Genomic DNA, 13253 nt, shown 5'->3' with positions numbered 1-13253 from the left:
AGATTGAGTCCTGACTGTCAGGACAACTTGTCTGGCATTCGGCCTGAGTGGCATGACATGCAACTGAGGACTGCATCGTTGACTGCATAAAACTGATAAACATCAGTTGCTTACAGAGTGTTTATGGAACTGCCCGATGCGTAATCGGGGCACCCGGCACGTTTATTGATGCCGCCAGCCCCCGATGAGCAAAAAATAATTCAAAGAACAGTGGAGCGGCCATGCAACAGATCAGATCGCAAGTGACCGAGCGCGACGGCTTGTTCGAGCTTGAAGCCAGCAGCGATGTCCTCGACAGTCCCCGTTACAACCACGACATTGCACCGACCAAGGTGCGCGAACGCACCTGGAACAAATGGCACATCACCGCGCTGTGGGTAGGCATGGCGATCTGCGTGCCGACCTACACCCTTGGTGGCGTGCTGACCGCGTACTTCGGCCTGACCGTCGGTGAAGCGCTGCTGGCGATTCTGTTTGCCAACATCATCGTGCTGATTCCCCTGACGCTTAACGCCTTTCCCGGCACCAAGTACGGTATTCCCTTTCCGGTGTTGCTGCGCTCGTCCTTCGGCGTGCTCGGCTCCAACATTCCGTGCCTGATCCGCGCCCTGGTGGCGTGTGGCTGGTTCGGCATCCAGACCATGTTCGGCGGGCTGGCGATTCACCTGTTCCTCGGCTCGGTGTTCGAGGGCTGGAAGTCCCTGGGCGGCACCGGTGAGGTCATCGGCTTCATGGTGTTCTGGGCGCTGAACCTGTGGGTGGTGATTCGCGGTGCCGAGTCGATCAAATGGCTGGAAACGCTCTCGGCACCGCTGCTGGTGCTGGTGGGGGTAGGGTTGTTGGTGTGGGCCATGCCCAACGTGTCGATGACCGAGTTGCTGGCGATCCCGGCCAAGCGCCCTGAAGGCGCGGGCGTGGCCAGTTACTTTGCGGCCGGGCTGACCGCGATGGTCGGGTTCTGGGCCACGCTGTCGCTGAACATCCCCGACTTCAGCCGCTATGCGAAAAGCCAGAAGGACCAGATCGTCGGGCAGATCATCGGCTTGCCGCTGACCATGTTCCTGTTTGCCTCCCTGGGCGTGGTGATGACCGCCGCCTCGGTGAAGCTGGTGGGGGTGACGGTGTCCGACCCGGTGACCCTGATCGGCCATATCCAGAGTCCGGTCTGGGTGGCGCTGGCCATGGCGCTGATCATCATCGCCACGCTGTCGACCAACACCGCAGCCAACATCGTGTCGCCCACCAACGATTTCCAGAACATCGCACCCAAGGCGATCAACCGGACCAAAGCGGTAATCCTCACCGGGCTGGTCGGACTTGCGCTGATGGCCCATGAACTGCTGAAAAAGCTCGGCCTGATCGTTTCCGATCTCAGCCTGGAAACGGTCTATTCCAACTGGTTGCTCGGCTATTCCAGCCTGTTGGGGCCGATCGCCGGGATCATGGTGGTGGACTATTTTCTGATCAAGAAGCAGCAACTGGACCTCGCCGGCCTGTACCGCGATGACGTGTATCCGGCGTGGAACTGGAGCGGGTTCATCGCGTTTGGTGTGCCGGTGGTGCTGACGCTGCTGTCCCTGGGCAGCGATGCGTTCAGCTGGTTCTACAGCTATGGCTGGTTCACTGGCTCGGCGCTGGGTGGGGTTATTTATTACGGGTTGAGTGTGATGCGGCCCAACCCATCTGTAGCGAAATCTGCGGTGTGATGACTGGCCTCTTCGCGAGCAAGCCCGCTCCCACAGGGGGAATGCATTCCAAAGGTGGGAGCGGGCTTGCTCGCGAAGAGGGCCTCAAACACACCAAAAAATGCTTGAGAGAAACCGATAAGAACAGCCTGATAAGAACAGCCTGAGGAAATCATCATGAACGCGGCCGTAGACGTTCTGCAGTCCAGCCATCAGCACATCAACCGCGACCGCCTGTGGCAATCGCTCATGGAACTGGCCAGGCTCGGCGCCACGGTCAAGGGCGGCGTGTGTCGCCTGGCCCTGACCGATCTGGATCGCCAGGCCCGGGACATCTTCGTCAAATGGTGTATCGATGCCGGCTGCACCGTCAGCATCGACGCCGTCGGCAACATCTTCGCCCGTCGCCCCGGGCGCAATCCCGATCTGCCACCGGTGATGACCGGCAGCCACATCGACACCCAGCCCACCGGCGGCAAGTTCGATGGCTGCTTCGGTGTGCTGGCCGGCGTCGAAGTGCTGCGTACCCTCAACGACCTCAATATCGAAACCGAAGCGCCGCTGGAAGTGGTGGTCTGGACCAACGAAGAAGGCTCGCGCTTCGCCCCGTGCATGATGGGTTCCGGCGTGTTCGCGGAAAAATTCACCCTCGAGGAAACCCTGGTCAAGGTCGATGCCGAGGGCGTGACGGTGGGGCAGGCACTGAATGCCATTGGTTATGCCGGGCCGCGCAAAGTCAGCGGCCACAAAGTCGGTGCCTACTTTGAAGCCCACATCGAGCAAGGCCCGATACTGGAAGACGAACGCAAGACCATAGGCGTGGTCATGGGCGCCCTCGGGCAGAAATGGTTTGACCTCAAACTGCGCGGCGTCGAAGCCCACGCCGGCCCGACCCCGATGCACCTGCGCAAGGACGCCCTGGTCGGCGCCGCGGTGATCGTCGGTGCGCTCAACCGCGCCGCCCTCAGCCATCAACCCCATGCCTGCGGCACCGTCGGTTGCCTGCAAGCCTATCCCGGCTCGCGCAACGTCATCCCTGGCGAAGTGCGCATGACCCTGGACTTCCGGCACCTGGAACCGGCGCGCCTGGACTCGATGATTGCCGAAGTGCGTGAAGTCATCGAAACCACCTGCGACGAACACGGCCTGACCTTCGAACTCACGCCAACGGCCGACTTCCCACCGTTGTACTTCGACAAGGGCTGCGTCGAAGCGGTACGCGGCGCCGCCCAAAGCCTGGGCCTGTCGCACATGGACATTGTCAGCGGCGCGGGCCACGACGCGATTTTCCTCGCCGAACTCGGCCCGGCCGGGATGATTTTCGTGCCGTGCGAAGGCGGCATCAGCCACAACGAAATCGAAAATGCCGCGCCGGAAGACCTGGCGGCCGGGTGTGCGGTGCTGTTGCGGGCAATGCTGGCGGCTTCGGCGGCGATTGCGAAGGGAGAGTTGGCTGCTTGAACCGAGTGACGTGCGCTGAATGAATCAGCGCACGTCACAAACCCCAACGCTCAATCGTCATCCTGTTGAACCTCTCAAACAGTGGAGCAACCCGATGTCGTCCAACACCCAAGCGGTCAACCTGCTGCAATCGATTCCACAGGTTTTCGAAAGCCTGACCCAGGTTCATGTCGCGCTCGATCAGCATGATCTTGATCCAGGCCTCAAGCACTTGATCCACCTGCGCGCCTCGCAGATCAACCAATGCGGTTTTTGCGTGAAGATGCACACCCGCGAAGCCCGGGAAGCCAATGAAACCAACGAGCGTCTGGATCGCCTGATCGTCTGGCGTCACGTCAGTGATTTCAGTGCTGCGGAGCGCGCTGCGCTGGCGTGGACCGAAGCCTTGACGATACTGGATGAAAAAACCGATTACGCCAGCCTGCGCGGTGAACTGAGGGCGTATTTCAATGACGAACAGATCGGCGCCTTGACAGCCGAGATCGGCATGATCAACCTGTGGAACCGCTTGCAGGTGTCGAGGCACTGATTGATGAACTGCGCTGAAAACGCCGCCACTGTGTTCGAGCAGCGCCGGCCCTTTTTGCTTGGTCTGGCCTATCGCATTCTCGGTTCGCGCGTCGAAGCCGAGGATGCGGTGCAAGAGTTGTTCATCAAGTGGCTGGAGGCCGACCGGGCCTCCATCGCCACGCCGGCCGCCTGGCTTACCACCGCCTGCACCCGCCATTGCATTGACCTGCTACGGTCGGCGCACAAGTCCCGGGTAGTTTACATCGGTACCTGGCTGCCGGAGCCGATCCACACGGCGCATCAGGACTCACCCGAGCACGTGCATGAACTGGCTTCGTCGCTGTCCACCGCGTTCGTGTTGTTGCTGGAGCGGTTGACACCCAAGGAGCGTGCCGCGTACCTGCTGTACGAAATCTTCGACATGGATTACCCGCAGGTTGCCGATGCGGTCGGTGTGCAGGAAGCCGCTTGCCGCAAACTGGTGTCTCGGGCCAAGGCGAGTCTTGGCAGTGCCCAGACCCGCTATCAACCGGAACCTGTGCGCCAAAACCAGTTGCTCAGTGCCTTCCACAACGCCATCACCAGTGGTTCCACGGCAAACTTGAGCGTGATGCTGAGCGAAGACGTCGAACTCTGCGCCGACAGCGGCGGCAAGGCTTCGGCGATCCGTGAAACGCTGTTTGGCATCGAAAGCGTGCTGGATTTCATTGGCCAGTCGTTGCACGCCTATTGGCAAACCTGTGAATGGCTGCCCGTTGAAATCAATGGGGCCCGAGGCGCCATCATCAAGGCCGACGGTGTTATCACCGCGTCGATGACGTTTGCTTTCGATGAAACCGGGCGGGTGAATCGGGTTTTCATCATGCGTAATCCGGACAAGTTGGTGGGGCTTGACGCGTCCTTTAACGTGCAATAGTCAAAGGACCACCGGCCCTCCAGGCTTTTCGCTGACCAACTCCACCGCTTTCGCGAGCAAGCCCGCTCCCGCAAGGTTCGTTGCACTAACCAAAACTCCGGCGGTCGTATTCTTCACAGGGGCACCATACTTGTGGAGTCGAAATGAGCCAGCACGTCCTTTCCACGGAGGCCAATCGTCGCCAGTTGCAGCAAATCATCGCCTGCTTGTCCGACGGGGTGATTCTGCTCGATCCCGACCAGAGCATCCTGTGGGCCAACGAGGCGGCGCTGGCCATGCACGGTGCCTCGCAGATCAGCGACCTGGGCGCCAATGCCAAGGCCTACACCCAACGCTTTGCCTTGCGCTATCGCAATAATCATGTAGTGCCAGTCGACAGCTACCCGATCAGCCGGCTGGCGCGCGGCGAGACGTTCAGCGATGTGCTGGTGGACGTGGCGTCGGCAGCGGACGACGAGCGGTCCTGGGTCCATCGCGTGCGCAGCCTGGTGCTGGCCGACAGCCGTGGCGAGCCGGAATCGCTGGTGCTGATCATGGACGATGTCACCGACTGGGCCAGCGCCGAGCAACGTTTCGAGAAAACCTTCGCCGCCAACCCGGCACCGGCAGTGATCTGTCGACTCAGTGATCTGCGCTACATCAAGGTCAACCCAGGTTTCCTCGAAATGACCGGTTATGCCCGTGACCAGGTGATCGGTACTTCGACCTACGAGCTGGATGTGCTGGACCTGGCCGAAAACAAGGAGCTGGCCAGGCAGCGTCTTTGCGAAGGGGTGACCATCGCGCAGATGCAGGCCCAGTTGCGGCTAGCGGATGGCGGCAGTAAACAGGTCATCGTGGCCGGCCAGCCGCTGGAGCTCAACGACGAAGCCTGCATGTTGTTTTCCTTCGTCGACATGGAGCCACGGCACAAGGCCGAAATCGCCCTGCGCCAGAGCGAAGAACGCTTTGCCAAGGCGTTTCGCCTGTCTCCGGTGCCGATTCTGCTGTGCGGCGCGGCCGATCAACGGGTGCTGGACGTTAACGACGCGTTCCTCGATACCTTGGGTTATCGCGGTGAGGACGTGCTTGGGAGCAGCATTGCGCAGATCGACTTCATCGATGACAAAAACGCGCGCATCTGGCTGTTCGCCACGCTGGAGAAAACCGGTAGCCTGGATCGCATCGACGTACGTCTGCGCAGGAAAGACGCCGGGCTGATCGATTGCGCGGTGTCGGCGGACACCGTGAACATTCAGGACATCCCCTGTTATCTGCTGGTGCTGATGGACATTACCGAGCGCAGGCGCACCGAGTTGGAACTGGTGTCGGCCATCGAGGAAGTGATGAAGGACGCCTCATGGTTCAGCCGCACGCTGATCGAAAAACTGGCCAATGTGAAGAGCGTCAACTCACCGAAATTGCCCAGTGTGTCCTTCACCGACCTGACCGCCCGTGAGCGCGATGTGCTGGGCCTGATCTGCGAAGGCCTGGCCGACAAGGAAATCGCCGCGCGCCTGAAACTGGCTCCGAACACAGTGCGCAACCATGTGGCGATGGCGTACTCCAAGCTCAATGTGCACAGCCGCAGCGAGGCGATCGTCTGGGCGCGGGAGCGGGGACTGTTCTCCAGTGAATGGCGGACCAAGGGGCAGGGGTAAAGGTGTAAATGCACTAGATTGCAGGGTGCAAATTCATGTGTCGATCCGGTGAGGCGGCTCTTAGGCTGAGGACGTGCGGCAGGTGACTTCAAGTCCCGCGCGCTTCCGCTTCGGAAACCGCCAAAAGGAACCGCCCCATGAGCCATTTGCACGATGCTTCAACCCGCCAGGCCCCATCGCAATGATCACGCTGGCGCAGCTGCGGATGCTGATCGAACGCAGTTTTTCACCCCTGGCTTGCGAATGCAGTGTCAGCGGCGACCATTCGCTGACCGTGAAGCTCTATCACCCGCTGTCGGGTCAGGTGGACCTGGTGGTCAGTGGCCTGACCATGAGCACGTTGCAGACTGCGGAGTCGGTCACCGCATTGATCGAAGAACTGCGTTACGAACTGGACAGCAATTCCTTGCAGCGCCCTGATTCGGTGATGTAAGAACTGTCAGCTTTTACGGGTACTGGTCACGGATTGGGCTATAAATGATTCGCAGATATTTATTTTTTTGACAGGTGCATGGATTTTGCGCGCCGGTTTTGTTGTCACAAAAATGTGTCTATCACTTATCGCGGGTCAACCTATGAAAACTCTTGGGAAACGCGTTATCTCACCCTTGTCGCTGGCATTCTGCGTGGCGATCCTCGGCGGCTGTGCCAGTCCGCCACCCCCTCCAGCGGTCACTCCACCCCCTCCTGAACGCACCTGCCAGGCCATGGATAAAACCGATGTCCTGGGCGATGTACGGGCTGAAGACGGGCAGGTGACCCGAGTCACCACCACGACTCGTTGCGTCACGCAGTAAGCCCGGACGCTGCGATGTGCAACAACCCCGACTGTGGGAGCGAGCTTGCTCGCGATAGCGGCGTATCAGTCGACATCGATGTTGAATCTGATAACGCCATCGCGAGCAAGCTCGCTCCCACAGGGATTTGTACTGTTCAGACAATCAGGACAGGAAGCCGCCATCCACATTCAGCGAAACGCCGGTGGTGTAGCTGGAAGCATCGCTGGCCAGGTACAACACTGCGCCGGCCATTTCGCTTGGGTCAGCCACGCGCTTGAGCGGGATCTGTTGCAAAGCGGTGTTCAGGATGGCTTCGTTTTTCACCAGTGCAGAGGCGAACTTGGTGTCGGTCAGACCCGGCAGCAAGGCATTGCAGCGAATCCCGAATTGCGCACATTCCTTGGCGAAGACTTTGGTCATGTTGATCACCGCCGCCTTGGTCACCGAGTAGATGCCCTGGAAGATGCCCGGTGAAACACCGTTGATCGACGCCACGTTGATGATGCTGCCGCCGCCGTTTTCGCGCATCAGCTTGCCGGCTTCGACCGACATGAAGAAGTAGCCGCGGATGTTCACGTCGACGGTTTTCTGGAAGGCGCTGAGGTCGGTGTCCAGCACGTTGCAGAACTGCGGGTTGGTCGCGGCGTTGTTGACCAGGATGTCCAGGCGCCCGAACTGTTCCTTGATGCCGGCGAAGACCTGGCTGATCTGTTCCATCTCGCCGATGTGGCAGGCAATGGCGGTGGCCTTGCCGCCGGCGGCGATGATGGCGTCGGCGACGTGCTGGCAGCCTTCAAGCTTGCGGCTCGACACGATCACGTGGGCGCCTTGCTGGGCCAGTAGTTTGGCAATGGCCTCACCGATGCCACGGCTGGCGCCGGAGACGAAAGCGATCTTGCCGTCGAGGTCGAACAACTGAGTCTTGGACATGGGATTCCCTTATGAAAAGTCTTGTTATCGAGTCAAATGCCGTGTTGCGGCTAATGCTGTTCAGTTGAGGCCAGTCAGTGCGCGTTATCGTTCACGGTCTTCGCGAGCGGGCTCGCTCCTACAGGGATCGCATACGGTCAGAGGCTGGATTTCGAAATGACCTGCAAGCTCATCTGCTCCAGCAGCTTGTTCATGTGAATGAACTGCGCGAAGCGTTTGTCCTGGGTCTGGCCATGGTAGAAGCGGTAGTAGATCTGCTGCACGATGCCGGCCAGGCGGAACAGGCCGTAGGTGTAGTAGAAGTCGAAATTGTCGATGCGTATGCCCGAGCGTTCGGCATAGTAATCGACGAACTCGCGGCGGGTGAGCATGCCCGGCGCGTGGCTCGGCTGGCGGCGCATCATCTGCACCGGCGCCGGATCATCGGCTTCGATCCAGTAGGCGAGAGTGTTGCCCAGGTCCATCAGCGGATCGCCCAAGGTGGTCAGTTCCCAGTCGAGCACGCCGATGATCTGCATCGGGTTGTTCGGGTCGAGGATCACGTTGTCGAAGCGGTAGTCGTTGTGCACGATGCTGGAGGTCGGATGGTCGGCCGGCATCTTGTCGTTGAGCCAGGCCTTGACCGCTTCCCATTGTGGCGCATCGGGGGTCAGGGCCTTTTCGTAGCGATCGCTCCAGCCTTTGATTTGTCGCGCCACGTAGCCTTCGGGTTTACCCAGGTCACCCAGGCCGTAGGCGTTGTAGTCGACGCGATGCAGTTCCACGAACTTGTCGATGAAACTCTTGCACAGTGCTTCGGTTTTCGCCGAATCCAGGCCCAGCTCCGGCGGCAGGTCCGAGCGCAGGATGATGCCGTTGACCCGTTCCATGACATAGAACTCGGCACCGATCACCGATTCGTCGGTGCAGTGCACGTAGGCTTTCGGGCAGTACGGAAAACCGTCGCGCAGTTGATTGAGGATGCGGAATTCACGGCCCATGTCGTGGGCCGACTTGGCCTTGTGGCCGAAGGGCGGGCGACGCAGGACGAATTCCTGTTCGGGGTATTCCAGCAAGTAAGTGAGGTTTGAAGCGCCGCCCGGAAACTGGCTGATCCGTGGCAAGCCGCTGAGCCCCGGAATATGGGCCTTGAGGTACGGATCGATCAGGCCGGCATCGAGCTCTTCGCCGGTGCGGGTACGGGTGGACTGGTCAGTAAGCGCCATGCTTATCCCTTCTGCTTATTCTGGAGGCCTGAAACTATTGGCTAATCTAATGCGCACACTGCACACCTACAACCGCGAACGGCTCTTATAGGTGAGCGTGTTGCCGGCCAATCATTGTTTTTGATACAGCTGTATGAATCGCCATCAATGGGCGAGCCGGCTCTCGGCCGACGGCAGTTCGATCGGCGTGAGCACCGGTTGGCCGGAGAAAAACGCCACGAGGTTCTTGCCCACCATTTCGACGGTGCCCTGGGTGGCTTCCGGGGACAGCCCGGCGACATGAGGGGTGAGGATCACGTTGCTCAGGGTCTTGAGTGCATCCGGCACCTTCGGTTCGGCGTCGAACACGTCGAGTGCGGCGCCGGCGATCCGGCGTTGTTCAAGGGCGCTGATCAGGTCGGTGGTGACGATCACGCTGGCGCGGGCGATGTTGACGATGAACCCGTTAGGACCCAGGGCATCAAGGACCGCTTTGTTGATCAGGTGTCTGGTCCCGAGACCACCGGGGGTCGCGACGATCAAAAAGTCTGAAGCACGGGCCAGTTCAGTGGGGGTGGAGCAGAAGGTGTAGGGCACATCGCTGCGATGCTGGCGATTGTGGTAACTCACCGCCATGTCGAAGCCATTGGCCGCGCGTTTGGCGATGGCCATGCCGACGGCACCGAGGCCGAGGATGCCCAGGCGTTTGCCAGCGAGGGAAGGGCGCATGATTTTCGGCCACTCACCGCGCCGAACGGCGGCATCACAGCGGGGTATGTCGCGCACCAGCGACAGCAGCAGCGCCATCGCATGGTCGGCGACGGACGAGGCATTGACCCCGGCGCCATTGGTGACGGTGATGCCCCGGTTCGCTGCGGCCTGCAGGTCGACGTGTTCATACCCGGCGCCAATCACGCAGATGATCTTGAGGTTGGGCAGGGCGGCGATTTCATCGGCATACAGCCCCAACGGGCCACGGGTGAGGACGGCGTCGATCTGCCCGGCGTGGTGGGCAATGGCTTCGGCGCGCTCGGCGGGCGTCGGGGCCAGGATCAGGTGAAAGCCCTGATGTTCGAGGATAGGCAGGTACTCATTGATGGTTTCAACCAGTACCAGAACGGTTACAGGCATGCTTGGCTCCCTGTGGGCATCGAAAAATCGGCTCGAACGTCACTTGAGATTGCTGATTTCAGGGCGGCTTGGCAACCACCAGCGATCGCAGTCCGTGGCAGCTCCTGCGCCATTGTGGACACTGCGCTGAGTGTAGGAGCTGGTAATGCCTGCGATCTTTTTATTGCGTGGGGGCGGGCGATTTACTTCGACGGCGTGAGGGCGGCCCGGGCAGCTTCGAGAATTTCATCCGATAGCGGGTCGCCTCGGGTGGCCCGGGACAGCATCAGCGCACCGAACATCAGCGAATACTGCACCAGCGCCTGCTGCCGTTTACCGGCTTCGTCCTCTGCGTCCAGCAGCGAGCCAAGGGAATCGAGCAGGTTGTTCAGGCCCTGCAGATAGGTTTGGCGCAATCCGCTCTCGGCGGCCTCATGGCACATGTCCCCGGCAAAGGCCACCACCGGGCAGCTGTCGCCCGGATTGTCCCGGCTTTCGTTGGACAGGTAGGTTTCGACCACGGCACAGCGGGCGGCGTCCTTGCCGTCATGCTCGGCCACCCGTCCTGACCAGCGTTGCGCGGCCTGCTCGAAAGCCCGGCCGCTGGCCTCTTGCGCCAGGGCTTCCCTGGATTCGAAGTGCCCGTAGAAGCCACCGTGGGTCAGGCCCGCGGCGGCCATCACATCGACCACGCTGATCCCGTGCAAGCCGCGTTCACGAAACAGCCGGGTGGCGGCATCGACGATAGTCTCGCGGTTGAGGTCGGCTTGTTTGCGGGAAACTCGGGGCATGGGTCATTCTCGTTTTTCAGGTGGACTATCAGAGGGCGTATTGGGCAATCCCGTTGCCGAACGACCAGTTCTCTTTTTTCACTTCCACCAGATTGATGAAAACGTCCTCCAGGCGCACCGCCAGCTCTGCATTAAGGCTTTCGGCGATGGTTTTGTAGAGGTTTTTTTTCTGCTCCAGGGTTCGCCCTTCGTTGAGGGTGATCTGGATGACGACCAGGTTATCGGTGCGGTTGATGCCCAGATACCCGGGATCAAAGATGAAATGCTGCTCGTCGTGTTCGGCCAGGATCTGGAAGTTGTCGTGTTCAGGCACGCCAATGGTCTGGCGCATGGCGGCATAGATCAGTTGCCCGATGCGTCTGGCGTGGGTGGGGTCCCGGTGTTTTTGGATGTCGACGCGAACCAGTGGCATGGGCAGACTCCAGAAGGAATGCAGGTCGGTTAAAAATACATGATGGTAGACCTTTATCAAGCGGTGGATGCTGTCTGGCGATGAAACGTAGCCTCGAAAACACTGCAATTCCTTGTGGGAGCGAGCTTGCTCGCGATAGCGGTGTGTCTGGCAAGTAGATGTTGGATGTGCCGCAGCTATCGCGAGCAAGCTCGCTCCCACAGGGGACTTTCGTCTATCTGGTACCACCGTTCCTCACCTAAGTCTTTGCTTCTGCTCACTAATCCTCCAGAATCGCGCCCCTGTTTCGGCCGGGCGCCGCCTGTCGGGTATTCCGACGCGTCCTGGCCGGGTGGCAAGTGACCGGAATGTGGAGATCCCACCGGATGAATGATCAGGCCAATAGCGTTAACGAACGCTATGTAGACGCGACACCCGCGACGCTTACGAGCTGGAATCGCCAAGACACCACCTGGATGCTGGGGCTGTTTGGCACGGCGATTGGTGCCGGAACCCTGTTTTTGCCGATCAACGCAGGCCTGGGCGGTTTCTGGCCGCTGCTGATCCTGGCGTTGCTGGCGTTTCCGATGACGTTCTACGCACACCGCGGACTGACCCGTTTCGTGTTGTCCGGTCGCGAAGGCGCCGACATCACTGAAGTGGTGGAAGAACATTTCGGCATCAAGGCCGGCGCGCTGATCACGCTGTTGTACTTCTTCGCGATCTTCCCGATCCTGCTGATCTACAGCGTGGCGCTGACCAACACCGTGGGCAGTTTCCTTGAGCATCAATTGCACATCACGCCGCCACCGCGCGCCGTGTTGTCGCTGGTGCTGATCCTTGGCCTGCTGGCCGTGGTGCGCTGCGGCGAGCAAATGATCGTCAAGGCCATGAGCCTGATGGTTTACCCGTTCATCGTGGCGCTGCTGTTTCTGGCGGTGTACCTGATTCCGCACTGGAACGGCGGCATTCTCGCCACCGCGAGCCAAGTGCCTGCGCCGTCGGCGCTGCTGCATACCCTGTGGCTGGCGATTCCGGTGATGGTGTTCTCGTTCAACCACTCGCCGATCATCTCGGCGTTTGCGGTCGACCAGAAGCGTCGTTATGGCGAACACGCCGAGGAACGCAGCTCGCAGATCCTGTCCCGTGCCCATCTGTTGATGGTAGTGATGGTGCTGTTCTTCGTCTTCAGTTGCGTGCTGACCCTGTCGCCAGCGCAACTGGCTGAAGCCAAGGCGCAGAACCTGTCGATCCTGTCGTACCTGGCCAACCACTTCAGCAATCCGACCATTGCCTTCGCGGCGCCGTTGATTGCCTTCGTGGCCATTTCCAAGTCGTTCCTGGGGCACTACATCGGCGCCAGCGAAGGCCTCAAGGGCCTGATCGTCAAGAGCGGCAAGCGTCCGTCCGCCAAGGCCCTGGACCGTATGACCGCCGCGTTCATGCTGGTGGTGTGCTGGATCGTCGCTACGCTGAACCCGAGCATCCTCGGCATGATCGAAACCCTCGGTGGCCCGGTGATCGCGGCGATCCTGTTCCTGATGCCGATGTACGCCATCCGCAAGGTGCCGGCGATGGCACGCTATCGCGGTCAGGCGTCCAATGTCTTCGTGACGGCGGTGGGCCTGGTGGCGATTTCGGCGTTGGTCTATTCGCTGAGTGCGTGATTGCTGTTTGATTTGATGAGTGAATGACGGCTGATCCGGTTTTCGGGTTGGCCGTTTTTTTTGGGGGGGCGGGGGTATTCGGTCTGCCGCGGTCGGCTGTAGGAGCGAGCCTGCTCGCGAAAAACGCCGGGACACCGCGGGGATTCAGACAGCCTGCGTTATCGTTGACGACCATCGCGAGCAGGCTCG

13 protein-coding genes are annotated in these 13253 nt (G+C 60.3%); 8 read left to right on the top strand and 5 right to left on the bottom strand.

Annotated elements, in window-relative coordinates:
- Positions 1-221 precede the first annotated feature (221 nt).
- The 7 genes from PSJE_RS04325 (at position 222) to PSJE_RS30290 (ending at position 7009) form a co-directional block, all read left to right on the top strand.
- Positions 222-1706 (top strand): NCS1 family nucleobase:cation symporter-1, encoded by a 1485-nt coding sequence (locus tag PSJE_RS04325; protein WP_090454977.1) that lies wholly within the window; start codon positions 222-224, stop codon positions 1704-1706.
- A 156-nt stretch (positions 1707-1862) separates the two neighbouring features.
- Entirely contained in the window at positions 1863-3146 is a 1284-nt protein-coding gene (locus PSJE_RS04320; RefSeq protein ID WP_090454978.1) for a Zn-dependent hydrolase, read from the top strand.
- 94 nt (positions 3147-3240) lie between these two features.
- Entirely contained in the window at positions 3241-3675 is a 435-nt protein-coding gene (locus tag PSJE_RS04315) for a carboxymuconolactone decarboxylase family protein (protein WP_090454979.1), read from the top strand.
- Between the two features lie 3 nt (positions 3676-3678).
- Positions 3679-4572, top strand: a complete 894-nt coding sequence (locus PSJE_RS04310) for a sigma-70 family RNA polymerase sigma factor (RefSeq protein ID WP_090454980.1) — start codon at positions 3679-3681, stop codon at positions 4570-4572.
- 143 nt (positions 4573-4715) lie between these two features.
- A complete protein-coding gene (locus tag PSJE_RS04305; protein WP_090454981.1) occupies positions 4716-6212 on the top strand; it encodes a helix-turn-helix transcriptional regulator in 1497 nt (498 codons plus the stop codon).
- A gap of 181 nt (positions 6213-6393) precedes the next feature.
- On the top strand, positions 6394-6645 hold the full coding sequence (locus PSJE_RS04300; RefSeq protein ID WP_090454982.1) for a DUF1652 domain-containing protein: 252 nt from the start codon (positions 6394-6396) through the stop codon (positions 6643-6645).
- A 142-nt stretch (positions 6646-6787) separates the two neighbouring features.
- Entirely contained in the window at positions 6788-7009 is a 222-nt protein-coding gene (locus PSJE_RS30290) for a hypothetical protein (protein ID WP_139212678.1), read from the top strand.
- Between the two features lie 144 nt (positions 7010-7153).
- Here PSJE_RS30290 and PSJE_RS04295 read toward each other — a convergent pair whose 3' ends face one another.
- From PSJE_RS04295 to PSJE_RS04275, 5 genes are all read right to left on the bottom strand, one after another.
- The gene (locus PSJE_RS04295; RefSeq protein ID WP_007976320.1) at positions 7154-7921 is read right to left on the bottom strand and encodes an SDR family oxidoreductase; all 768 of its coding nucleotides are present in this window, start codon (positions 7919-7921) and stop codon (positions 7154-7156) included.
- Positions 7922-8058: 137 nt separating this feature from the next.
- Entirely contained in the window at positions 8059-9126 is a 1068-nt protein-coding gene (locus PSJE_RS04290) for a phosphotransferase family protein (protein WP_057715177.1), read from the bottom strand.
- A gap of 144 nt (positions 9127-9270) precedes the next feature.
- Positions 9271-10236 carry a 2-hydroxyacid dehydrogenase gene (locus PSJE_RS04285; RefSeq protein ID WP_090454983.1) on the bottom strand — a complete coding sequence of 322 codons (966 nt, stop codon included), beginning with the start codon at positions 10234-10236 and terminating at the stop codon, positions 9271-9273.
- A 182-nt stretch (positions 10237-10418) separates the two neighbouring features.
- A complete protein-coding gene (locus PSJE_RS04280; RefSeq protein WP_090454984.1) occupies positions 10419-11006 on the bottom strand; it encodes a TetR/AcrR family transcriptional regulator in 588 nt (195 codons plus the stop codon).
- A 28-nt stretch (positions 11007-11034) separates the two neighbouring features.
- Positions 11035-11418 carry a tautomerase family protein gene (locus tag PSJE_RS04275; RefSeq protein WP_090454985.1) on the bottom strand — a complete coding sequence of 128 codons (384 nt, stop codon included), beginning with the start codon at positions 11416-11418 and terminating at the stop codon, positions 11035-11037.
- Positions 11419-11783: 365 nt separating this feature from the next.
- On the opposite strand from PSJE_RS04275, the gene PSJE_RS04270 reads away from it, so the two are divergent.
- Positions 11784-13064 carry a serine/threonine transporter gene (locus PSJE_RS04270; RefSeq protein WP_057715067.1) on the top strand — a complete coding sequence of 427 codons (1281 nt, stop codon included), beginning with the start codon at positions 11784-11786 and terminating at the stop codon, positions 13062-13064.
- Positions 13065-13253 lie beyond the last annotated feature (189 nt).

Origin of the sequence: Pseudomonas jessenii (assembly GCF_002236115.1) — a bacterium.
Taxonomy (GTDB): Bacteria; Pseudomonadota; Gammaproteobacteria; order Pseudomonadales; family Pseudomonadaceae; genus Aquipseudomonas; species Aquipseudomonas jessenii.
This window is presented reverse-complemented; position numbering and strand designations above follow the sequence as displayed.

Excerpts from the sequence above, each read along its gene's own strand:
- PSJE_RS04325 (WP_090454977.1), top strand. The coding sequence starts at position 222 with ATGCAACAGATCAGATCGCAAGTGACCGAGCGCGACGGCTTGTTCGAG.
- PSJE_RS04320 (WP_090454978.1), top strand. The coding sequence starts at position 1,863 with ATGAACGCGGCCGTAGACGTTCTGCAGTCCAGCCATCAGCACATCAAC.
- PSJE_RS04315 (WP_090454979.1), top strand. The coding sequence starts at position 3,241 with ATGTCGTCCAACACCCAAGCGGTCAACCTGCTGCAATCGATTCCACAG.
- PSJE_RS04310 (WP_090454980.1), top strand. The coding sequence starts at position 3,679 with ATGAACTGCGCTGAAAACGCCGCCACTGTGTTCGAGCAGCGCCGGCCC.
- PSJE_RS04305 (WP_090454981.1), top strand. The coding sequence starts at position 4,716 with ATGAGCCAGCACGTCCTTTCCACGGAGGCCAATCGTCGCCAGTTGCAG.
- PSJE_RS04300 (WP_090454982.1), top strand. The coding sequence starts at position 6,394 with ATGATCACGCTGGCGCAGCTGCGGATGCTGATCGAACGCAGTTTTTCA.
- PSJE_RS30290 (WP_139212678.1), top strand. The coding sequence starts at position 6,788 with ATGAAAACTCTTGGGAAACGCGTTATCTCACCCTTGTCGCTGGCATTC.
- PSJE_RS04295 (WP_007976320.1), bottom strand. The coding sequence starts at position 7,921 with ATGTCCAAGACTCAGTTGTTCGACCTCGACGGCAAGATCGCTTTCGTC.
- PSJE_RS04290 (WP_057715177.1), bottom strand. The coding sequence starts at position 9,126 with ATGGCGCTTACTGACCAGTCCACCCGTACCCGCACCGGCGAAGAGCTC.
- PSJE_RS04285 (WP_090454983.1), bottom strand. The coding sequence starts at position 10,236 with ATGCCTGTAACCGTTCTGGTACTGGTTGAAACCATCAATGAGTACCTG.
- PSJE_RS04280 (WP_090454984.1), bottom strand. The coding sequence starts at position 11,006 with ATGCCCCGAGTTTCCCGCAAACAAGCCGACCTCAACCGCGAGACTATC.
- PSJE_RS04275 (WP_090454985.1), bottom strand. The coding sequence starts at position 11,418 with ATGCCACTGGTTCGCGTCGACATCCAAAAACACCGGGACCCCACCCAC.
- PSJE_RS04270 (WP_057715067.1), top strand. The coding sequence starts at position 11,784 with ATGAATGATCAGGCCAATAGCGTTAACGAACGCTATGTAGACGCGACA.